This window comes from Thermanaeromonas toyohensis ToBE, assembly GCF_900176005.1.
Lineage (GTDB): Bacteria > Bacillota > DSM-521 > Neomoorellales > Neomoorellaceae > Thermanaeromonas > Thermanaeromonas toyohensis.
This window is the reverse complement of sequence record NZ_LT838272.1, coordinates 2,667,198-2,686,322: the sequence shown is the minus strand read 5'-3', so window position 1 is coordinate 2,686,322 and position 19,125 is coordinate 2,667,198. Positions and strand designations below refer to the sequence as shown.

Annotated in this window: 23 protein-coding genes and 4 tRNA genes; 18 read left to right on the top strand and 9 right to left on the bottom strand. The window is 48.0% G+C overall.

Annotation, left to right across the window (positions count from 1 at the left end; all coding sequences use genetic code 11):
* The first annotated feature begins 243 nt into the window (after positions 1 to 243).
* The 4 genes from B9A14_RS13750 (at position 244) to B9A14_RS13735 (ending at position 4,822) form a co-directional block, all read left to right on the top strand.
* A complete protein-coding gene (locus B9A14_RS13750; RefSeq protein ID WP_172839169.1) occupies positions 244 to 1,611 on the top strand; it encodes an MFS transporter in 1,368 nt (455 codons plus the stop codon).
* 76 nt (positions 1,612 to 1,687) lie between these two features.
* Complete coding sequence (locus B9A14_RS13745; protein WP_084666432.1) at positions 1,688 to 2,785, top strand: uroporphyrinogen decarboxylase family protein; 1,098 nt, start codon at positions 1,688 to 1,690, stop codon at positions 2,783 to 2,785.
* The gene (locus tag B9A14_RS13740) at positions 2,728 to 4,050 is read left to right on the top strand and encodes a uroporphyrinogen decarboxylase family protein (protein WP_084666431.1); all 1,323 of its coding nucleotides are present in this window, start codon (positions 2,728 to 2,730) and stop codon (positions 4,048 to 4,050) included. Before B9A14_RS13745 ends, B9A14_RS13740 begins: the two co-directional genes overlap by 58 nt.
* Positions 4,051 to 4,144: 94 nt before the next feature.
* Positions 4,145 to 4,822, top strand: a complete 678-nt coding sequence (locus B9A14_RS13735; protein ID WP_172839168.1) for a DUF1638 domain-containing protein — start codon at positions 4,145 to 4,147, stop codon at positions 4,820 to 4,822.
* Positions 4,823 to 4,897: 75 nt separating this feature from the next.
* Here the strand turns inward: B9A14_RS13735 and B9A14_RS13730 are convergent, their stop codons facing one another.
* Positions 4,898 to 5,212: a DUF6951 family protein gene (locus B9A14_RS13730; RefSeq protein ID WP_084666429.1), complete on the bottom strand. Its 315-nt coding sequence runs from the start codon at positions 5,210 to 5,212 to the stop codon at positions 4,898 to 4,900.
* A gap of 187 nt (positions 5,213 to 5,399) precedes the next feature.
* On the opposite strand from B9A14_RS13730, the gene B9A14_RS13725 reads away from it, so the two are divergent.
* Positions 5,400 to 6,416, top strand: coding sequence for an MtaA/CmuA family methyltransferase (locus B9A14_RS13725; protein ID WP_084666428.1), 1,017 nt, complete (start codon positions 5,400 to 5,402; stop codon positions 6,414 to 6,416).
* A gap of 234 nt (positions 6,417 to 6,650) precedes the next feature.
* Here the strand turns inward: B9A14_RS13725 and B9A14_RS13720 are convergent, their stop codons facing one another.
* On the bottom strand, positions 6,651 to 7,895 hold the full coding sequence (locus B9A14_RS13720; RefSeq protein ID WP_172839126.1) for an ISL3 family transposase: 1,245 nt from the start codon (positions 7,893 to 7,895) through the stop codon (positions 6,651 to 6,653).
* Positions 7,896 to 8,089: 194 nt separating this feature from the next.
* Between B9A14_RS13720 and B9A14_RS13715 the strand changes: the two genes are divergently transcribed.
* The 3 genes from B9A14_RS13715 (at position 8,090) to B9A14_RS13705 (ending at position 9,307) form a co-directional block, all read left to right on the top strand.
* A tRNA-Gly gene (locus B9A14_RS13715) sits at positions 8,090 to 8,164 on the top strand.
* 12 nt (positions 8,165 to 8,176) lie between these two features.
* Positions 8,177 to 8,252: transfer RNA gene (locus tag B9A14_RS13710), tRNA-Cys, on the top strand.
* Positions 8,253 to 8,356: 104 nt separating this feature from the next.
* Positions 8,357 to 9,307 carry a tyrosine-type recombinase/integrase gene (locus tag B9A14_RS13705; RefSeq protein ID WP_084666427.1) on the top strand — a complete coding sequence of 317 codons (951 nt, stop codon included), beginning with the start codon at positions 8,357 to 8,359 and terminating at the stop codon, positions 9,305 to 9,307.
* Between the two features lie 110 nt (positions 9,308 to 9,417).
* Here B9A14_RS13705 and B9A14_RS13700 read toward each other — a convergent pair whose 3' ends face one another.
* From B9A14_RS13700 to B9A14_RS13690, 3 genes are all read right to left on the bottom strand, one after another.
* Positions 9,418 to 9,684 carry a type II toxin-antitoxin system MqsA family antitoxin gene (locus tag B9A14_RS13700; RefSeq protein WP_084666426.1) on the bottom strand — a complete coding sequence of 89 codons (267 nt, stop codon included), beginning with the start codon at positions 9,682 to 9,684 and terminating at the stop codon, positions 9,418 to 9,420.
* An 8-nt stretch (positions 9,685 to 9,692) separates the two neighbouring features.
* Positions 9,693 to 9,995, bottom strand: a complete 303-nt coding sequence (locus B9A14_RS13695) for a DUF4258 domain-containing protein (protein WP_231967783.1) — start codon at positions 9,993 to 9,995, stop codon at positions 9,693 to 9,695.
* Positions 9,996 to 10,106: 111 nt separating this feature from the next.
* Complete coding sequence (locus B9A14_RS13690; RefSeq protein ID WP_084666425.1) at positions 10,107 to 10,328, bottom strand: helix-turn-helix domain-containing protein; 222 nt, start codon at positions 10,326 to 10,328, stop codon at positions 10,107 to 10,109.
* A 184-nt stretch (positions 10,329 to 10,512) separates the two neighbouring features.
* Between B9A14_RS13690 and B9A14_RS18050 the strand changes: the two genes are divergently transcribed.
* Entirely contained in the window at positions 10,513 to 10,638 is a 126-nt protein-coding gene (locus B9A14_RS18050) for a hypothetical protein (RefSeq protein ID WP_269456743.1), read from the top strand.
* Positions 10,639 to 10,774: 136 nt separating this feature from the next.
* Here the strand turns inward: B9A14_RS18050 and B9A14_RS13685 are convergent, their stop codons facing one another.
* Together B9A14_RS13685 and B9A14_RS13680 are read right to left on the bottom strand one after the other, a co-directional pair.
* Positions 10,775 to 11,155, bottom strand: a complete 381-nt coding sequence (locus tag B9A14_RS13685) for a hypothetical protein (RefSeq protein WP_084666424.1) — start codon at positions 11,153 to 11,155, stop codon at positions 10,775 to 10,777.
* Between the two features lie 265 nt (positions 11,156 to 11,420).
* Positions 11,421 to 11,789: an AAA family ATPase gene (locus B9A14_RS13680; RefSeq protein ID WP_157109969.1), complete on the bottom strand. Its 369-nt coding sequence runs from the start codon at positions 11,787 to 11,789 to the stop codon at positions 11,421 to 11,423.
* A gap of 12 nt (positions 11,790 to 11,801) precedes the next feature.
* Between B9A14_RS13680 and B9A14_RS13675 the strand changes: the two genes are divergently transcribed.
* The 4 genes from B9A14_RS13675 to B9A14_RS13655 all read left to right on the top strand — a co-directional run bounded on the left by B9A14_RS13675 (position 11,802) and on the right by B9A14_RS13655 (position 13,567).
* Positions 11,802 to 12,488 carry a hypothetical protein gene (locus B9A14_RS13675; RefSeq protein ID WP_084666422.1) on the top strand — a complete coding sequence of 229 codons (687 nt, stop codon included), beginning with the start codon at positions 11,802 to 11,804 and terminating at the stop codon, positions 12,486 to 12,488.
* 216 nt (positions 12,489 to 12,704) lie between these two features.
* A tRNA-Cys gene (locus B9A14_RS13665) sits at positions 12,705 to 12,780 on the top strand.
* A gap of 250 nt (positions 12,781 to 13,030) precedes the next feature.
* Complete coding sequence (locus B9A14_RS13660) at positions 13,031 to 13,423, top strand: PaaI family thioesterase (RefSeq protein WP_172839167.1); 393 nt, start codon at positions 13,031 to 13,033, stop codon at positions 13,421 to 13,423.
* Positions 13,424 to 13,479: 56 nt separating this feature from the next.
* Positions 13,480 to 13,567: transfer RNA gene (locus tag B9A14_RS13655), tRNA-Leu, on the top strand.
* Between the two features lie 54 nt (positions 13,568 to 13,621).
* Here B9A14_RS13655 and B9A14_RS13650 read toward each other — a convergent pair.
* The gene (locus tag B9A14_RS13650; RefSeq protein ID WP_084666420.1) at positions 13,622 to 13,846 is read right to left on the bottom strand and encodes a DUF1657 domain-containing protein; all 225 of its coding nucleotides are present in this window, start codon (positions 13,844 to 13,846) and stop codon (positions 13,622 to 13,624) included.
* A 213-nt stretch (positions 13,847 to 14,059) separates the two neighbouring features.
* Between B9A14_RS13650 and B9A14_RS13645 the strand changes: the two genes are divergently transcribed.
* The 5 genes from B9A14_RS13645 (at position 14,060) to B9A14_RS13625 (ending at position 18,069) form a co-directional block, all read left to right on the top strand.
* Positions 14,060 to 15,427, top strand: coding sequence for a radical SAM/SPASM domain-containing protein (locus B9A14_RS13645; RefSeq protein WP_084667158.1), 1,368 nt, complete (start codon positions 14,060 to 14,062; stop codon positions 15,425 to 15,427).
* A 269-nt stretch (positions 15,428 to 15,696) separates the two neighbouring features.
* Positions 15,697 to 17,100 (top strand): aspartate aminotransferase family protein, encoded by a 1,404-nt coding sequence (locus B9A14_RS13640; RefSeq protein ID WP_157110081.1) that lies wholly within the window; start codon positions 15,697 to 15,699, stop codon positions 17,098 to 17,100.
* Positions 17,101 to 17,206: 106 nt separating this feature from the next.
* Positions 17,207 to 17,440, top strand: coding sequence for a glutaredoxin family protein (locus tag B9A14_RS13635; protein WP_084666419.1), 234 nt, complete (start codon positions 17,207 to 17,209; stop codon positions 17,438 to 17,440).
* 86 nt (positions 17,441 to 17,526) lie between these two features.
* The gene (locus B9A14_RS13630) at positions 17,527 to 17,724 is read left to right on the top strand and encodes a hypothetical protein (RefSeq protein WP_084666418.1); all 198 of its coding nucleotides are present in this window, start codon (positions 17,527 to 17,529) and stop codon (positions 17,722 to 17,724) included.
* 12 nt (positions 17,725 to 17,736) lie between these two features.
* A complete protein-coding gene (locus B9A14_RS13625; protein WP_084666417.1) occupies positions 17,737 to 18,069 on the top strand; it encodes a spore coat protein in 333 nt (110 codons plus the stop codon).
* Between the two features lie 67 nt (positions 18,070 to 18,136).
* Here B9A14_RS13625 and B9A14_RS13620 read toward each other — a convergent pair whose 3' ends face one another.
* Entirely contained in the window at positions 18,137 to 18,970 is an 834-nt protein-coding gene (locus B9A14_RS13620) for an SDH family Clp fold serine proteinase (RefSeq protein ID WP_084666416.1), read from the bottom strand.
* Between the last annotated feature and the right edge of the window lie 155 nt (positions 18,971 to 19,125).

The window sequence follows — 19,125 nt, the reverse complement described above, 5'->3', positions numbered from 1 at the left end:
GTATTCCTTTGAGTACAAGTATATCATCAGGTGGTCAGGCCTTGTGGTATATAGAACAAATCATAATTGTACAAAAAAATGAAGGAATTGTTCAAAGGAGAGAACAGGGGTATAGCGAATATGTAAAATGCAAAAGGGCATCTAAAAAATATTAATCAGGAAGGAGGTTTGTTAATAAAAAAGCCAAAATACTTTATAAACCCAAGATTACAAAACTAGGAAAAAAGGAGAGGGGGGAATTATATGGCCCAATCTGTGAGTAGGAGCGAACGTATTGGTATTCCTCAAAGATTAGAAAGACTACCATTGACTTCCTATCAAAAGAAGATTTTTCTAATTATAGCTACGGCCTGGTTATTCGATTCTGTTGATTTAGCTATGCTCACCTTTGTTTTGGGTTCCCTCAAAACTTACTTCAATTTATCCACTGCCCAAACAGGATTACTCTCCAGCATGAGTTTTTTAGGTATGTTTCTAGGAGCGGGTACGGCAGGTATGCTGGCCGATAGGTTCGGCCGGAAGTTAGTCTTCCAATGGAGTATGGTGATTTGGGGTGCGGCTAGCATCCTGTGCGGCCTAGCACAGACGCCTCAACAGTTGGCTTTGCTCCGTATTTTACTAGGCTTCGGTATGGGTATGGAATTCCCCATTGGGCAGTCCCTCGTTTCCGAATTTATACCAGCTCAACATCGCGGTAAGTATATTGCCTTGTTGGAGGGGTTCTGGCCTCTGGGTTTCATTACTGCTGGCCTCCTAGCCTATATTATCTTGCCCATAGGTGGGTGGCGTTGGGTCTTTATAGCGGAGGGGATTCCAGCTATTTTCGTTCTTATCATCCGGCGGATTGTACCAGAATCCCCGCGTTGGCTAGAAGATAGAGGTCGACTAGAAGAAGCTGATCGTGTTATGAGCGCCTTTGAAGAGGAAGTTAAGAAGGCACTTGGGGGGCAAGAATTGCCGCCACCCAAGCCTGTACCGTATACCACGGCGAAAACTGAACGTAAATTTTCTTTTTTCGACTTATGGGCTCCTGGTTACGCTAAACGTACTGTAATGATATGGTGTGTGTGGTTTTTCGGTCTGCTGGGCTACTATGGTTTAACCACGTGGCTAGGGGCTATGCTCCAGCTAAAAGGTTTTGCTGTAACTAAGTCGGTTTTCTATACCCTCCTTATTTCCTTGGCCGGTGTACCAGGCTTCTTTACAGCAGCTTACGCTGTGGAGGTTTTGGGGCGCAAGCCTTCTGCAGCTATCGCCTTTTTAGGATCCGCTATAGCGGCTTATCTCTATGGAACTGCGAGTACTATAAACACCCTTATCACCTTTGGCCTATGTATGCAATTCTTCATGTTTGGTATGTGGTCTGTTATATACGCCTATACACCCGAGTTGTATCCCACCCGGGCACGAGCAACAGGGGCAGGGTTTGCTTCTTCCATCGGCCGTGTAGGGGCCCTTATTGGACCTTATGTGGTGGGGGTAATATTACCGCGCGCAGGTCAACATGCAGTTTTTGCTTTAGGTGCTTTGGCTTTTGTAATTGCAGCTCTAGCAGTTATTGTATTGGGTGAGGAGACTAAAGGGAGAGTCTTAGAAGAAATATCTGCTTAAGATATCCACTAAACAAAAAGTGGTATTTCTTTCAAAGTTAAAATATGTTAAATTTTAATCAGGAGGTGAATACAAAATGTCAGAGATGACGCCGCGCCAACGTGTACTCACAGCGCTGGCCCGCGGAGTACCCGACCGGGTTCCCTTCGTTGAAAATGACGTTGAGGAACCTTTGCAGATCCAGATCATGGGGCGGGATAACTTTACACCCGATGAGCTGTGCGATGTCTTAGGTCTAGATGCCTTCGGGTATCACTATCCATCTGGCGGGCAGGCGGGTACAGGTCAATCTATGCAAGGTGCAGATGCCTTTCATGAGAATTATTATAACCCGCCGAAGATTACCTTTGACTTTTTCCCACCGTGGATCGCCAAGATGGGTGTAGACGCTGAAGGTCGTAATTTTATCGAGAAGGGCCTACTGGTCAACGAAGATTCCCTTAAATTATTCGACCAGTACCTGCCTGACCCGGATCACCCGGCGCGTTATGAAAAGGTAGCCGAGTGGATCGCTAAATATAAGGGCAAATATGCGGTTTTTGCCCGTATCCGGTTGGGGGCTGCTTCTACCATCAATAGTATGGGGCTAGATAATTTCGCCTATGCTATGTTCGATAACCCCAAGCTTATCCATGAGATCCACTCCCGCTTTTCTGAGTGGTCAGCTAGGGTGGTTGAACATTTAAATGAAATGGACTTTGATTTCTTCTGGGCTAACGATGATATCGCCGACAATAAAGGTCCTTGGCTCTCCCCCGATGCCTTCCGGGAGTTCCTCTTGCCCCATATGAAGGTGGTAGCCCAGGCTATCAAGAAACCTTGGATCTTTCATAGCGATGGGAACTTGTTTCCCATTATGGAGGATCTCTTGAGCTTAGGGATGAGCGCCATCCATCCCATCCAGCCGGCAGCTATGGATATCGGTAAGATGAAGCGGGAGTATGGGCATCGGGTCTGCTTAGTAGGGAATATAGATTTAGATTATACCCTTACGCAAGGCACACCGGAGGAAGTAGAGGCCGAGGTAAAGGAACGTATAAGGGTAGCGGGCCCTGGTGGAGGCTATATTTTGAGCAGCGCCAACAGCTTGCCGGCCTATGCTAAGGTGGAGAATGTTTGGGCCTTGGCCCGAGCTGTGAAAAAATATGGGAAGTATCCATTAGAGCTAGACTAATCTCCCTTGACCAGGGGCCTTCGCCCCTGGTCACAAACCTAAAGAAGCGGGCTGATGACCTTATGATGACACATAAAGAACGTATGCTTAGAGCTGCACGAGGGGAATGGCCGGACAAATTGCCCTGGGCACCACGGCTAGATCTGTGGTATAACAGCAACTCCTTATACGGGACGTTACCCCCTGAATATCAAGGTTATACCCTTGAACAGATATATGATGCTTTAGGTGTAGCCCATCACCGGATAGTGCCAGAATTTTTGAATGTCCGTTCAGAAGATGATAACATCGATCGCGGGCTTGGACTTTATCGCCTTTGGGGAATGGCTTACCGGGTTGAACTACAAAATGTAGAAAGGGTAGTTAAGAAAGAAAGCGAGGCTACAGTAGTAGAATACAGAACGCCTATAGGTAATGTTTCTTGTAAAATTTTATATACAGAGGAAATGCGAAAAGCGGGGGCTTCTATTACTTGGATTGAGGAGCATATAATAAAGAAGCCTGAAGACTACAAAGTGGTAGGATATATTTTCCGTAACCTCAAAGTTACTCCTGATTATGATAATTATAGGCAATATCAGGAAAAAGTCGGCGACCGTGGTTTTGCTGCCGCCTTCGCTAACCTTTCAGCCAGCCCCATGCACCACATCATGAAGGAGTTCATGAGTCCTACCCAATTCTACTTAGAGCTGTACGACCATCCTAAAGAGTTGGAGCAACTCTGTGAAGATATGGAACCATACTTTGACAGCGTATTCCGTATTTTAGCTGATTCTCCAGCAGAAGTAGTATTTTCGGGGGCTAATTTCGATGAAATGCTTACTTATCCACCTTTCTTTGAGAAATATATCATGCCTTACCTTCAAAAGCTATCCAGCTTACTTCATGAAAAAGGCAAGCTTCTTTTATGCCATTGTGACGGGGAAAATCAGGGATTATTACACCTTTTAGCCGAGAGCGGGATGGACATAGCAGAGGCCATATGCCCTCAACCCATGACCAAATGTACAATTTCGGAGATTAAGAAAGCTTTTAAGGATAAAGTGACTATCTTCGGTGGGGTACCGTCGGTGGTGTTGGAAGAAGAGAGTATGACAGATGAAGAATTTGAGGCCTTTATGCGTAGGCTCTTTAAAGAGATAGCACCAGGTTATCGGTTTATCCTTGGTGTGGCTGATACTGTGCCGGCTAACGCCAAGTTTTCTCGTATTAAGAGAATTGGTGAAATGGTGAACGAGTGGGGAACCTTACCTATGAAACTATAACCCCTAAATTGTTATATCGCTGGGTTCCGTTTACACTATAAATTTCCTGGGAGCCTAGAAAGGCTCCTTGTTTTGCTTTGGAGGTGCTCTATTTTTGCAGGTAGCAAGATATATTATTGCCTGCGAGGTTTTGCGCTACGAGCTAGAAAGCTTAGGGGTAAACCTTAAGGAAGTTACCTTTTTAAAGCAAGGTTTACACCGGACACCGGATTTACTCCGGACCACGGTGCAGGAAAATATTGAACGGCTGGAAAAAGAAGGATTTAATGGTGTTATTATTCTTGGTTATGGCTTATGTGGCAATGGTATAGCCGGTTTGCAAACCCGCCGCTGTCGTCTAGTGATTCCTAAGGCTGACGACTGCATCGGGTTGCTCTTAGGATCTCGTACAGCCCATGAAAGAGATAAAGAGAAGGGCAATGCTTATTATTTAAGCCGAGGCTGGATAGAATTCGGTTCCGATCCTTACAAAGAATACCAGCGATGTGTTTCCCTTTACGGTGAAGAGACAGCCAGGTGGATTTTAAAAGAGGTGCTTAAAGGGTATACCCGCGTAGCCTTCATCGATACGGGGCAAAGCCAGGGTGTGGAGGATCGGCAGTATACCCGGGCGTTTGCTGCTTTCTGTAATCTGCATTATGATGAATTGCAGGGTGATTTAAAATGGCTAGAGCGTCTCATAAATTTGCAATTAGATGGGGAGGACTTCCTAGAGGTGTTCCCCGGTCAAGCGGTAGACCCGAAAGAATTTAGAACAGGTAACTACTGGTAATCATGGTGAGCCCTCTGACAGGGGCTTCTATAAAACTTATAGATTGTTTAGCACGGTCCTTAGGATCTGGTACCATCAGCGCGATACATATATATGAGCATCCCGGGGTAGAGCCAGGCCTGCGGCTACTTCTATGGCCTTTACTAGCCCAGAAGGAACAGGACAGGCAGCATGGGGGCTATACCGCTGGAAGAACTCGCGAATACGGCTGCCTTCATTTTTATTTCCGATTTCTTCTAGGGGATTGACCTCGGTAAGCTCAGCAGCTATTTTTTGGATATTAGGGCAGGTGGTGTTAATTTTGACTTTAGCTTGCATTATGTCATGCGCGATTACTTCTACTTCAGTAATAAAGCCACATATACCCGCATCTATCTTAGCATAAGCCATGTTTATTTTTACCTCCCGGGAATATAAACCAGAATATAAACCAAGAGTTAATAATATTATTCGCGAAAAATTTTTTTAGTCCTCCCAAACTGAAAGAATCTATAACAATATCACAGTCCGATGGCAGTGGGATTCATGAGTGTTGTAGTCCTATTTTTGTAACACCCTTTTAAAAGGAGTGAAGTTCATGGATGCTATGACACCTAAAGAGCGTTTCTTAAGAGCTTTATATCGTCAGCGGGTGGATCGTATTCCCGTGGGGAATCCCACTTCGGTAGCTACTGTGGAGTCTATGGAAGCTTGCGGTGCTTATTTTCCTGAGGTACACCTAGACCCTGAAAAGATGGCCCGGCTAGCCGCTACGGGCTACGAACTTTTGGGCTTCGATACTATCGCACCCTATTTTAGTGTGGTACAGGAGGTAGCGGCCTTTGGGCTAAAAATAAATTGGGGTACACTTGACACTATGCCCGATGTGTTGGAAAACCCCTTTGGGGATCCAGAGGAAATAAAGGTACCCACAGATTTCTTAGACCGGCCACCAGTACGAACTGTACTGAAAGCCTTAAAAATATTAAAAAGAGAGTACGGTGATTACGTCTGTCTTATAGGAAAAGTTATGGGGCCGTGGACTTTATCCTACCACTTGCATGGTGTACAAAATTTCCTGATTAAAACTATCTTGGAACCCGACAAAGTACACCGTTTTCTAGCTAGATTAAAAGAGGTCTCGGTTATGTTCGCTAACGCCCAGCTTAAAGCTGGAGCGGATGTGATTACCGTAGCCGATCATGCCACTGGCGATCTGGTAAGTGGCACGTGCTACCGTGATTTTCTTTTACCCGTCCACCAGGAAATAACAAGACAAATCGAAGGTCCTACTATCTTGCATATCTGCGGCAATACTATTGACCGCTTAGAGTATGTTGTCCTAGCGGGGTTCAGTGGTTTTCATTTTGATTCCAAAGTTAATCCCCGCCGCGCCCACGAAATAGTAGCAGGAAGAATTTCTTTAATCGGAAACGTGAATAATCCAGTCACCCTCCTCGAGGGTACTCCAGAAGATGTACGTAGGGAAGTATTCGCCATTTGTGAAGCAGGAATAGAAATTATCGCTCCCGAATGTGCTGTACCCTTAAGAACCCCTAATACTAATTTAAAGGCTATTGTTGAAGCGGTAGTGGAATATTGTCGTGTTGCATAAACAAAATCTTTATAGTACATATGTTCAATAAGCGGATTTGATGTAGAGATGAAGTGGAGATGGTCCGGAGGGAATAGGAATGTCATTGGGTGGGTGTCCCTCCTTTCGGGTTTTTGGTAGCCACTTTGATAATACCCCTGGGATACCCACCCTTTTCAATACCTGTTTAACCCTCTCAAAGTACTGTAAACGAAACTCTGGCCTATCTACATTCTAGAGCCCTTTACTTCGGCTCTATGTCAATAGTTGTGGGATCAGATTTTGGGGGCAACATCCTAGGAAGATTTTTTTGATGAAATGAATGCGATTTCTGAAGCCGAAACTTAAGCGTTTAAGCATTTTGCTTAAGGTATTTTTACCTTCTATATAGCCATTAGTGTACCGGCGACCTTGCTGGGTATATCTTACCAGGTTTAATATTTCTGACCTCCAAGACTTGATAGTACGGGCCCATATCCGTCCCTCTGCATTTTCAGCGCATTCTGCATTTATAAACCAACGGCTCAAAGCAGCTTCTGCCTCTTCTACCCGGTCCATCCTTAGAATTTGCCTTAAGTCTTCCTTTAGCTGGTATAATTCATAGAGGGACGGGTATTTATCTTTAATTTTTTCTAATGCCTCTTGCTGTCTGGGAGTAAGTCTCTCTTTAGCTTTAATCAGAGGAAACCGGGGTATCTTCTCTTTGCTCGCTTCTTGCTCTATCCTTCTTGCCTCATCTAAACGACGGTTAGCATCCTGGATCACATGAAAAGGGTCTACTATTATCTTGGCTGAAGGAAATATTGCTTTGATTAACTTACGCCAAGAGTCTTTCATGTCAATTACTACCGCCTCTACTTTGACCCCAGCTTTCTTGAGCTCTTCTAGGTAAGCCTTTATAGTTGCCGTTCTCACATCCTCTAAAATAGTCAAAGGCCTCTTGTCCGGTTCCAACCTCCCTACCATGCATACAAAATCGTTCCCAGTAAAGGATAGCTCATCTAAGGTTAACACTATAGGTTCTTGAGTATCATCAAAAGGAAGATTAGGCTGGACATACTTGTCCACTAATCTTATAACCCTAGTGGGGGTAAGGTTTAACATTTGAGCCGCATAAGTAAAGCTCATCCTCTGGGCATAATAAACTACTGTCTGCACCCCTAATTTTGTAAATCTGGCCCAGGGGCTGGTACCCGGAGGACGAAGGGTATAAGTCTTGCCACAACGGTAACACTTATACCGTACGGGAACCCACAATAGAATGACCCATCTACTGTATAAGAAGGCATGGCGAATTCTTCTTTCTTTCGGCTTCTGGTTCTCCTTTAAGAAGCCATGCCTGTGTAATTTGCCTTCGTTGCATACAGGACATACCTCTGGAGGGTCTACGGTTACCTTTAACACAATATCTCCTGGGTCTTGGGGTTCTTCTAAAATGGGCTGTAGTATTTTCTCAAAATTCTCTTGCTCTTCGAGGGTGAACGTGCTAATCTTGTGCATGGGGGCACTCCTCTCTTGAAAGGGTTTTGGATTGCTAATATTCATTTGGATGTGCCCCCGTCCTTTTCCTCCTACAACCAAAATCTACCTTCCCACTCGCTTAATCCCATCTACCCCTATCCCACACTTTTTATTATAGAGCCCTTTACTTCTTGACAAAAGATTAACGACCAACTAAAATAGAAGATGCACGGGCGGAAGTAGCTCAGCGGTAGAGCATCGCCTTGCCAAGGCGGGGGTCGCGGGTTCAAATCCCGTCTTCCGCTCCATTTTATCTATAAGGCGCGGTGGCGAAGTGGCTAACGCTGCGGTCTGCAAAACCGCCATTCGCCGGTTCAAATCCGGCCCGCGCCTCCAGTATATACCCGTGCTATAAAACTGCCGAGAGCGATGCTCCTGAAAAAGACCCTCCACGGGCAACGCTCCAAAGTGAGCGATGCCACGGGAGGGATTAGTTTTTTATGGCCCGCGTGCTGCGTATAAACCCCAGAGAGAAATTTGCCACCTGGGAGGATGCTCTAAGCGCTTTCCTGCGGGAGAAGCAGGCCGGGGGTTTGGCGGAGCGAAGCCTTAACGATTACGAATGGCACATACGCCGGTTTTTCGCCCACAGGCCGGATGCCTGGTCCCAGCCGGAGGCGCTGGAGGAAGCCGTTCTCGAGTATTTCGCCAGGCTTGCGCCCAGCAAACCCAGCTTCTTCAATACCGCCCGGCGCAAGCTGAATACCTTTTTCCGCTGGGCCATGCACATAGGGATTATTCCCTCCAACCCTGTGGTAAAGGTAAGGCAGCGCCGTGAAGGCGAAACGCCCCGGGCAGCCGCGGAGGAAGAGCTAGCCGCTCTGGTGAGCTTCCTCAAGCGAAGGCAAGATACCTTCACGGGCTTGCGTGACCTCGCTTTGCTCCTTTTCTCACTCGATACGGGCACAAGGCCCTCTGAGGCCCTGGCCCTCCTGCCTGAGCATTTCAACCTCCGCAGTTATGAGGCGTACATACCGGCCCATATAAGCAAGACCCGCCTGCCCCGCACCGTGGTCTTTAACGCCCAAACGGCTAAGTACCTGGCCCGGCTCATCAATGCCCGGCCTGCGGCATGGGGTCCGGCAGTGCCCGTGTTTTGCAGCGAGAACGGCCAGAGGATGCTGGTCTCCTCCTGGGCCCACCGGCTAAAACGCTACTCCAGGGAATTGGGGATAAACGTGACGCCTTACACCCTACGCCACAGCGCGGCCATCCTCGCTTTACGAAGCGGTGCCACGGCTTTCTACGTTCAGAGGCAACTGGGCCATACTTCGCTCAACACCACCCGCCGCTATACTGTCCTCGTGGAGGCCGACCTTCACCGGGAAAATGCCCAGTGTTCGCCCGTTAACCGCCTCCTCCAGGTCCGGGAGCGCGTGAGGAAGCTCTAAGTTTAAAGCCCAGGCTTTAAGCCCTAAGCACGCCTTCTATTTTGGCCTACAAGCCCGTGAAAAAGGCCGGGCAGGTACCCAAAATACCTCCCGGCCTTTTCACGGCCTTTCTAGGGCCTTGTAGAAGGCGTTTTTGCTAGGCGAGCGGGCGGGAACTTGTAAACAGGCACACGCATTATCCTCTCTTCCGCTGGCGGGGCCTCACGCATAGCGTCTAAGATGCGGCAAACTTCGGCCTCAAAGTATTTTTCACCACAGTTCTCACATACCCAGGCCGGCACACCCTCCACTAAGGTCAGTTGGTCGCCCCACCAGTTTTCGGCGGTGACCAGGCGCTGAACTGTTTTACCTCCGCAAAGATAGCAACGGGTCACCATGTCGTTTTTCACCCCCTCGTTTTCTCGTCTACCCATTTCGGAGGCTGAGGCTCGTAGACAGTTATAATGAGCAGTGTTCCCGAAGGGTCGAAGGCACAAACGACGTGCAATGGCCTTTTGTCTTCGGTATAACCCAGAATAAGAGCGCTCGGCCCACGGGGGTCGTCAGGGTAATTCTCCAATATTTCCCCGTTGACCAGGGCATAAACAACTTCCTCATCCTTAATTTTGCGCTGTCCTGCCCTAGCCCTCGCGTGGGCAGTCATGGCCCATTTGCCCTCTTTTATACATTCACGTATTTTATCCAGCACTTGTGTTTGCTCCCCTTTACCCCTGTGGAAAACTCTACTTCCCATACGGGCCCACAAGCTCACTAGCCGGACCCATGAGCCACAGGCCCACGAGCCCATGAGCCGCGTTCCCTAGCGGCCTTGCTCTTCATCGGGCACAAAGACGAGCAGATCGCCGGGCTGGCAGTTTAGGGCCTTACATAGCTTCTCTAGTGTAGCAAAGTCTATTCGCTTAGCCCGGTCATAGTATAAGTCTGTTACCGTCGCCTTGGCTAAGCCCGTAGCTCTAATCAAATCGGCCTGCTTAAGCCGCCTAGCACCAAGGATAGTCGAAAGCCTGCATTCGATAGGCATAGCGCTTTCCTCCTTCCAGCTATAAGTTTATCATGTTTTACCGAAAAGCACAACTAGGCAGGAAAAATGCACATGAAATTTTTCTAATTGCCTATTGACGTAGGCCAATTTACCTGCTATAATTGCCTTAGAAGCTAGGCGATACGCCTAGTTAAAAACACCATATCAAAAGGAGGTAAGCCTTATGTCAGCCACAATTGAACAAGTCAGGGAGAAGCTAGAGGAGCGAGTAGCGGAGTTAGCTAAACACCTGTGGAGGCAACTCTACAAGGAGATGGCAGAAGGTGATGTTTTTCATATGCGGGCCTAACTACCGTACAGCAATTACTACCAAGCCTTGGCACGTTCCCATTTTGTGGGTTTTAATTCCACTATTGCCATATTGCACCAAATACGAACATTCTGCATTTGGTACTCCCACACTAAACGGCAGATTGTGGAAAGGGTCACGTGCTTTTGGGTTTGTCCAGCCAAGGTAGAAAACCTGCTGTTATTGCCTTGATTTCTATGTGTTGCACTACGCGCTCCCTGAAAGAGGCGGAATTAGCCGCTTTAAGCGAGCAGCGGTAGCAGAGAGCGTAAAGCACGAGCCGCTTACCTCCTGAAGGTTTGTCGTAAATGCCCATACCGGAACCGATACGACCATCCTCTAACCCCCTACCGCAATAAGCGCAAGTCTGCGCCAGGACGTGCACCCGCTGCCAGTGATCCTCAGGAATACCCAGGCGCCGCGCCAGAAGCCGACGAATTGCCGGAGGGAACGGTACAACGGGGAGCGGCGGGTTATCACCCTGCCATAGAATAAGCTCTAGATATTGGGCTTGCATATACGCACCCCCTTTTTGCACGCCATTTACTTTCCCACACGAGGGAGAGAAGCCATCTCTCCCTCGTGTAATCGCTGTAACCCTATTCCGTAAACACGTGTTACTTGGCCGTTTTGGGTGTTGGAAAGCCACCTAGGGTAAGCCGCTGCTTTAACCGCCCGGGTGTATCTTCCAATGCAAGGTAAAGGGCTGGTCCGGTAGCTGTGACTGGTTGCCCTAGAACTGAGCTGCCGGAAGCTAAGCCTGTGACGAGATCGAGTGCTAGCTAGGATTTGCCAATTTTGGGCTTACCTGCAAGGACAGCAAGGCCGTGATCAGGCAATATGCCCGGGACCAGCCAGGATGGTTCGGGGAGTTCTGTTGTGGACAGTTCTTGCGCGGACCAGATTTTCACCTGTAGCCGGGGTGGGTTCGCTACGGAGGCTTGCTCTTGTCCATTAACTAAGGCTAAAAGCTTTTCCTGGGTCATTTCTCCTCGTGCTATCAAATCTGCAATATCTTCTCCCTCCACGAGACCTGGAAGGTGAATAATTTTGCTCGGTACACCATGTTCCTGTAACGACTCCAGGACCTTTTCAGCGTGCCGGCGGCCGGCCACATCGTTATCTGGGAGGATAACGACCTCCCAGGCCATTACGCCGTAGCGGTGCTCGATGAATTCTTGCGCTATGACGATAGCAAAGGCCCTCCGCCATCCTCCCTCGTGAAAATGACGGGATTAACTAACGGACAGGACATCATAGCCCGCGTATGGCTCCTATGCATTATGGCTTTGTACCTTGCAGCAGGCAGGAAGTGGCGGGATATGGAAATAGTACCACGAAAGGGGGATGCAGAGCTGGAAGTGTACCTGAACGGTACCCGACCCGAGCTGTGGGCTGTCTGGTGTAGGCTCAAAATTCTGCCATTTTACGCTGGTTTGCCCAGAGGTAACGCCTTTGGGTGGTGGACGAGAGCAGAAACCGCCCTGGAAGCCGCTACTGCTGAGCTAGTCCTGGCCTTTATGCACGGTGTAAAGCGGCCCTTCAGGGCCTGTGAGAAGCACTTAGCCTTTTACCATAGCGATTGCCCTTACTGCAGGCCCGAAGGAGAGGCCAGGAAGCGCTTCTTCAGCCTGCTGAGGCAGCACAAGTATCGGATTATGCAGGGTATATTCCCCCTCGAGGAGGAAGTCAGGGAATACGTGCTTGGCGAGATTGCGGAAATACAGGCATTGGCCAGAAAAGGCCGGGCCCTGAGGCCGCTCATCGAGCGCTACCGTGAGCTGTGCGGGGAGAACGGCCTGCCCACTGATTGGGTAACAAATTACAGGCCCTTCCTCAAAAAGGCATAATGTTCGGCCATGACGAAAGTTTTAGCCATAGGCAGGAATACCCCTCCGGGTGGCGAAATTACTACATGAAACCCCTGTGGGCGTTGCTCGTGGAGAACGCCGGAGACTGCCAGGGCATTGAGGTACAAGGCTTAGAAGGCTCAGCGGTAGAGCATCGCCTTGCCAAGGCGGGGGTCGCGGGTTCAAATCCCGTCTTCCGCTCCATTTTATCTATAAGGCGCGGTGGCGAAGTGGCTAACGCTGCGGTCTGCAAAACCGCCATTCGCCGGTTCAAATCCGGCCCGCGCCTCCATTAATTTTTAAAACCCCCTTCACAGGCAACGCCTGAAATGAGCGATGCTTGTGGGAGGGGGTTAATTTTATGGCCCGTGTCTCGTGTATCAATGCGAAGGAGAAATTTGCCTCTTGGGAAGATGCCTTAAGCGCTTTCCTACAGGAGAAGGCTGGCCCAACTCCGACTTTTGTATTCTATTGTAAGAGCGGCTACATTGGCCAACCTTTCGTCACGTAGAAAATTGTAAAATATGGAGGTTCCCCATATAATGAAGGTAAGACCCAACCCTTTTGTAGATTCTTTAGGTATCGAATTCTTAAGTATAAGCCCAGGCCATGCAGAGGTAAGGCTTAAAGTAGAAAAAAGACATCTTAATCCTTGGGGAAATTTGCATGGTGGGGTATTTGCAACCTTAGCTGATACTGCTATGGGTGTGGCTGCCCGAAGTCTGGGGAGAGTTGCAGTTACGGTGAATTTATCCGTAAATTATCTCCATGCCGTCCAGGAAGGTGCAGAGATAATTTGCGAAGGGAAAGTAATTCATGAAGGTAAAAATATTATACACACCCAGGCAGTATTGATGGTAGAAGGTAAAAAAGTAGCTGCTGCCAGTGGTATTTTTTATGTGCTTAACCGGCAGGGAATTATAGAAGACCGTTGAAAGGTTCTCCACGCTATGATATAATAACGTCACAAGATAATTAATACATCTCACATGCGAGAGTGGCGGAACGGGCAGACGCTCGAGACTTAAAATCTCGTGGACCTATGGTCCGTGCGGGTTCGAGTCCCGCCTCTCGCACCAGAATAAAAGGCTTCCCTTTAAGCTAAGAAGGGAAGCCTTTTTAATATGCAGGGACTAGCTTCGCTGGGCTTGTTGGTAGACCCGATACTGGGGCTCTTGACCTTCAATATAGTTGATGCGGCCTTTCAAGCCCTGGGCGATGTTTTCCAGCTGATTGGCGTAATCGGTAAACTGCTTCTGAGCGTTCTTATCCTGTGTCTCCAGAGCAAAGCTCTTAAGGTCTGCGATGGCCCCTTCTAGTGAAGTAAGGCACTGATGCATGCGGGTTCCAATGGTCATGGCCAAGCCTCCTTAATATAAGTTTAAGTCCCTGCGTTAATTATTTTGACCCTAAAAGCCTTAAATAATAAAAGGATATTCCTGCTCCTATTTGAAAGAGTTGACCGTTATTAGCAAAAGTAGGTATAATTTAAAGAGAAAATTGGTCTTTTGGGTCTAGGGTGGGTGTATATATTTACCAAAGAAACTGCGGCCGGAGGGGAGGAGCAAGGCATGAATCTGGCCGAAACTTTTGTGGGGGAAAAGCTACTGGAGCAGGGAGTAAAATTTATCCTCCGCAATCCAGAGCGTAACCTCCGGGGCATATTAGGGATCGCTGAAAAGCTAGCCCGGGAACCCCATCATCGTGAGATGGTGGCTGCAGTTAAGCGTGTGCTTCAGGATAAAGAAAGTAACTGGTATAAGTTTGCCCAGCGCCTTCTTACCCAAACCCATCCCAATATTCGCCAGCGCTTAGCCATTAACTTTTTTGTAAATTCAACCTTTATTGGTGTTCCCCGGCAAAAGGAATGGGCTACCAAGCTGGGTGTGTCTGTCCCTTATGCCATCTTAATGGACCCTACTGAAAAATGTAACTTGAACTGCTTAGGTTGTTGGGCCGGAGATTACCAGCGAACGCAGGAGCTGGATCTGGCTACTATGGACCGCATCGCTACTGAAGGAGAAAAACTGGGGATTTATTTTATCGTTTTATCCGGAGGCGAGCCCCTGCTACGGCGGCAAGATATCCTCACCCTCGCTGAAAGACACCCAGACCAGGTTTTTCACGTTTTTACCAATGGAACTCTGATTGACGAAAGCTTTGTTCAGGAGATGGTGCGCCTAGGAAACATCACGGTAGCTATTAGCCTTGAGGGTTTTGAGGAGACTACCGATGCCAGGCGCGGTAAAGGTGTTTTTAAGAAGGTTATGCGAGCCATGGATCTGTTACGAGAGAATGGTGCGGTTTTCGGTGCCTCAGTTACCTATACGCGTAAAAATACGGAAGAATTAGGTAGCGAAGCTTTTATTGATATGCTGGTGGATAAAGGTGTAGCCTTTGTATGGTTTTTCACCTATATCCCCATTGGTAAAGATGTAGATTTAGAAATGATGGCTACACCGGAGCAGCGGGCTTGGATGTTTGAACGTATCACCTACTTCCGTCAGACCAAACCCATTTTCCTGGTTGATTTCTGGAATGATGGTGAGGCTAGTAATGGCTGCATTGCCGGTGGCCGGCGTTATTTCCATATAAACGCTGCGGGAGAGGTTGAACCCTGTGCCTTTGTCCATTATAGCACTTGCAATATCAAGAATATAAGTCTAATAGAGGCCTTGCAGAATCCCCTTTTCCGTGCCTACCAGAAACGCCAGCCCTTCCACCCCAACCTACGGCGACCTTGTCCATTAATTGATAATCCTGAAATGTTACGGGAGATAGTACACGAATCTGGAGCCTACTGCACCCAACTTCACGATGAGGAGACTATAGATGAATTTGCGGCTAAGCTTACACCTTATGCCCAGGAATGGGGGAGGTTGGCTGATAATATCTGGGAAGAGAAACAGTCAACCTTGCGGGAAGCTCAGGTACAGTAGGGTGTAAAATCATTACGAAAGCCAAGTGAGCAGCACTTAAGGAACATCTGAAACCCGGACTGGTATAGAGTGCTGGTTTTAGAAGCACAAGTGTAGTGTGCACGTGCGGAGGACAGGTATAGTGGACGTGCACTAGGAGTACGTCATCGTACGGCCAGGCCCTTAAGGCTTCAAAGGAGGCTTGTAGAGAGGCCTGGTTTTTTTATACTATACATGCTAAAATGAGCATGTATATACTACCATTCTCAGGAAGGAGTTCCCATGTAATTATGGTAGCTGAGTACAATCTTTTAAACTTAGAAGATGCCTTACGCCTTTCCCGCCAGGAAATAAGGGAATACTATAAACGCTATATAAACCCCGGTTTAGCTAACCTTTTAAGCCTTCTTGATTTTGATAAACAATTTGTGCGTGCCGAAGGGATGTACGTTTGGGATCGCGAGGGCAGACGCTATCTTGACTTTTTAGGTGCCTACGGAGCCCTTAACCTGGGGCACAATCCTCCTAAAGTAATTGAGGCCGTGGAAATGGTTCGGGAGCGTCCCAACCTTCTCCAGGCTTCCCTCAATCCCCTGGCTGCAGCCTTGGCCCACAACCTAGCGGCGGTCACTCCCGGGGATTTAAGCCGGGTGTTTTTTTGCAATAGTGGAACGGAGGCTGTAGAGGGCGCCCTTAAATTAGCTCGAGCCGCCACAGGTCGGTTTAAGATCATATATTGTGAGAACTCTTTCCATGGTAAAAGCTTGGGGTCCCTTTCGGTAACTGGCCGGCGGAAATACCAAAAACCCTTTGAACCCCTGCTTCCAGGATGTGAGCCAGTCCCCTTTGGTGACGTGGAAGCTTTAGAAGAGAAGCTAGCCATAGGGGACGTAGCCGCTTTTATTGTAGAGCCTATCCAGGGAGAAGGAGGGGTTATAGTCCCACAGGATGGATATCTCGCCCGGGCCCGGGAGCTGTGTGATAAATATGGTAGCCTGCTCATTGTGGACGAAATTCAAACCGGCTTGGGGCGAACAGGGTATCTTTTTGCCTGCGAACATGACGGGGTGGTTCCGGATATTCTATGTCTAGCTAAATCCTTAGGCGGGGGCATAATGCCTCTAGGTGCTTATATCGCCCGGCCTCATATCTGGGATCGGGCCTATGGTGGAACAGAACGGTGTTTACTTCACACTTCCACCTTTGGAGGCAACACCTTGGCCATGGCCGCTGGCCTGGCCGCCCTTTCTAGCATCTTAGAGCAAGATTTAGCAGCCCAGGCCCGTGAGAAAGGCCAATTTTTACTGGAAGGTTTAAAGCGATTAAAAGAAAAATCTAACCTCATCAAAGAGGTACGGGGACGAGGGCTTCTTATAGGCTTGGAGTTTAACCAGCCCGCTGCCGGGCTTCTTGATAAGCTTAGCCTAGGTAAGTTAAATGAGCTTTCCCAGCAATATTTTGGTTCCCTTGTGGCTGGAGAGCTTATGAATAAGTACCAAATTATAACAGCGTATACTTTAAATAATCCCAATGTAATCCGCTTGGAACCTCCTCTAATAGTGGGTTACGCGGAGCTAGAAAAAGTACTGGTAGCCTTAGAAGAGATTTTAATAGGAAAGGGCTTTTGGGGTGTAGCTTTAAACAGCGCCCGTACAGCTTTAAGTTCTTTTCTTTCGCGGGGGAAAAATAGTTAGTTGGAAATCAAAGTATAGATGCGTGTTTTTCCTGGGGAAACTAAGAAAAAGCTCAAGTACGAGGAACCCCAGCGGGTTCGGTATTTACTTTTATGGAGGTGACGAAATGCTCCCAGAAATCATTGTCTATACCACACCCACTTGACCGACTTGCGCCTCGGTGAAAGAGTTTCTTTCCCGTAAAGGCTTTTCCTTTGAAGAGAAAGATGTTAGCCGGGACGATAAAGCGCGGGAAGAAATGTACCGGCGTTCAGGCCATATGGCGGTCCCCACTATTATAGTAGGAGAAAAAGTTATGGTAGGTTTCGATCCCCAGCGCTTAAGTAAGATGTTGTCTTAAAGAAAGGGGAAGTAACGTATAGGACGAAGTTAAAGGGGAAAACTTAGGGTAGTAAACTTAGGACCAAAGCGTTAAGGAGGGTTCCTATGCCGTTGACCCAAGCAGAACTGATGCAGTTAAGGGAGAACTTAAGTTCTGAGCTTCTTATGATCCAAAAATGCGGTGTCTATGCAGCCCAATGTACCGATCCCCAATTGAAACAACTTTTTAGCTCCTTACAGCAAGCCCATCAGCGCCATTACAATACTCTAATGCGCCACCTGGGTGGCCAGCAGTTGATGTAAGGGGGGAAAGGTATGCCCATTCCGGGAATGGATGATAAGCTCATGGCCAGCGATTGCTTGGCTAGCCAGAAGTTTTTAGCGTCTTGTTACAACATGGCTATCACTGAATGCGCAAACCAAGACCTAAGGCGGGATTTTTTTAATATTTACCAGGACGAGCAGAACTGCCTTAAAATGGTCTTTGATTCCCTAAACGCCCGGGGTTGGTACAACCTGCAGATGGCCAACATGCAGGATATAAATCAGCTCCAGCAACAGATGCGACAAGAGGCTATGCGGCTTCAGGCCCAGGTTGGAGTAGGCCCTGTCCAGATGGGACAGATGGGCTTCCAGCCCCGGGCTTAAAAGTATATTGTAAACTAGTCATATTATTAAAAAATAAAGGGCCCTTGCTTATTAAGGCAGGGGCCTTTTACGCTCTTGGCCTCTCATTTTCTCGCCCGTAAGGCAAAGGTATATACTGCACTGATGGGCGGCGACCGGCTGGTTGGGGATAAAGTTCCATAAGCTGATAGATTTCCCGGGGAAGCCCTACTTTAACCGGCAAGCCCATCTTTTGTAGCTCTTCTACGGTGATGGGATAATCGTGAGTCCAGCGCCCTTCACTTAAGATACTGGCCAATTCCTCTGCCTTGGAGTGCTCCATCTTTTCGCTTAAGATCTGGATGAGGCTTTCCCGTACCTGATTCATAGCCTTACGGGCCATATCACCTAGGATAAGGGTCCGGTCATCGATTTCATTGATGGGCTTTTGGGCCAGGACTTGCAGGATAGAGGCTGCTGGATATTGGCCCAGTTGAGGGTCCACAGGCCCCAACACAGCATTTTCATCCATAACGATTTCGTCAGCTGCCAGGGCTATGAGGGTGCCGCCGGACATGGCATAATGGGGGATGTATACGGTAACCTTACCCCGGTGTTTTAAAATGGCATGGGCGATCTGCTCTGCAGCTAGTACCAGACCTCCTGGGGTGTGGAGAACCAGGTCAATGGGCATATCCTCGGGCGTAAGCCTTATAGCCCGGAGTAGTTGCTCTGAGTCTTCTATATTGATATACCGCGTTAGAGGGATACCCAGAAGGCTTAAAGACTCCTGGCGGTGGATAAGGGTTATAAGGCGTGAACCTCGCTTCTTTTCGAAGCTTCGTATAAGCCGTAGCCGGGCTGCTTCAATACGCCGCTGGTGCAACATAGGTAAAAAGGCAGAGATAAGAAGAATAAGCCATATAAGGCTAAGGAGATCCATATCTATGCCTCCTTTTCTTACTATATAGTATGGCATGGTCTTCTAAAAATCCTTCGCCTTAGTGCGGTGACAGAAAATAATTTTCGATAATGTAGAACAAAATTTCTTCTGGTTTTGCAGGAAAACCAAAAGTCATGTAGAAATAAATTAGTAAT

What these genes read in the sequence shown, in the direction of transcription:
- B9A14_RS13690 (WP_084666425.1), bottom strand. Translation starts at nt 10,328, where the DNA reads ATGCCTATCGAATGCAGGCTTTCGACTATCCTTGGTGCTAGGCGGCTT.
- B9A14_RS13630 (WP_084666418.1), top strand. Translation starts at nt 17,527, where the DNA reads ATGCCGTTGACCCAAGCAGAACTGATGCAGTTAAGGGAGAACTTAAGT.
- B9A14_RS13620 (WP_084666416.1), bottom strand. Translation starts at nt 18,970, where the DNA reads ATGGATCTCCTTAGCCTTATATGGCTTATTCTTCTTATCTCTGCCTTT.
- B9A14_RS13625 (WP_084666417.1), top strand. Translation starts at nt 17,737, where the DNA reads ATGCCCATTCCGGGAATGGATGATAAGCTCATGGCCAGCGATTGCTTG.
- B9A14_RS13680 (WP_157109969.1), bottom strand. Translation starts at nt 11,789, where the DNA reads ATGGCCTGGGAGGTCGTTATCCTCCCAGATAACGATGTGGCCGGCCGC.
- B9A14_RS18050 (WP_269456743.1), top strand. Translation starts at nt 10,513, where the DNA reads ATGTCAGCCACAATTGAACAAGTCAGGGAGAAGCTAGAGGAGCGAGTA.
- B9A14_RS13730 (WP_084666429.1), bottom strand. Translation starts at nt 5,212, where the DNA reads ATGGCTTATGCTAAGATAGATGCGGGTATATGTGGCTTTATTACTGAA.
- B9A14_RS13745 (WP_084666432.1), top strand. Translation starts at nt 1,688, where the DNA reads ATGTCAGAGATGACGCCGCGCCAACGTGTACTCACAGCGCTGGCCCGC.
- B9A14_RS13750 (WP_172839169.1), top strand. Translation starts at nt 244, where the DNA reads ATGGCCCAATCTGTGAGTAGGAGCGAACGTATTGGTATTCCTCAAAGA.
- B9A14_RS13720 (WP_172839126.1), bottom strand. Translation starts at nt 7,895, where the DNA reads ATGCACAAGATTAGCACGTTCACCCTCGAAGAGCAAGAGAATTTTGAG.
- B9A14_RS13705 (WP_084666427.1), top strand. Translation starts at nt 8,357, where the DNA reads ATGGCCCGCGTGCTGCGTATAAACCCCAGAGAGAAATTTGCCACCTGG.
- B9A14_RS13645 (WP_084667158.1), top strand. Translation starts at nt 14,060, where the DNA reads ATGAATCTGGCCGAAACTTTTGTGGGGGAAAAGCTACTGGAGCAGGGA.
- B9A14_RS13660 (WP_172839167.1), top strand. Translation starts at nt 13,031, where the DNA reads ATGAAGGTAAGACCCAACCCTTTTGTAGATTCTTTAGGTATCGAATTC.
- B9A14_RS13640 (WP_157110081.1), top strand. Translation starts at nt 15,697, where the DNA reads ATGGTAGCTGAGTACAATCTTTTAAACTTAGAAGATGCCTTACGCCTT.
- B9A14_RS13725 (WP_084666428.1), top strand. Translation starts at nt 5,400, where the DNA reads ATGGATGCTATGACACCTAAAGAGCGTTTCTTAAGAGCTTTATATCGT.
- B9A14_RS13700 (WP_084666426.1), bottom strand. Translation starts at nt 9,684, where the DNA reads ATGGTGACCCGTTGCTATCTTTGCGGAGGTAAAACAGTTCAGCGCCTG.
- B9A14_RS13650 (WP_084666420.1), bottom strand. Translation starts at nt 13,846, where the DNA reads ATGACCATTGGAACCCGCATGCATCAGTGCCTTACTTCACTAGAAGGG.
- B9A14_RS13685 (WP_084666424.1), bottom strand. Translation starts at nt 11,155, where the DNA reads ATGCAAGCCCAATATCTAGAGCTTATTCTATGGCAGGGTGATAACCCG.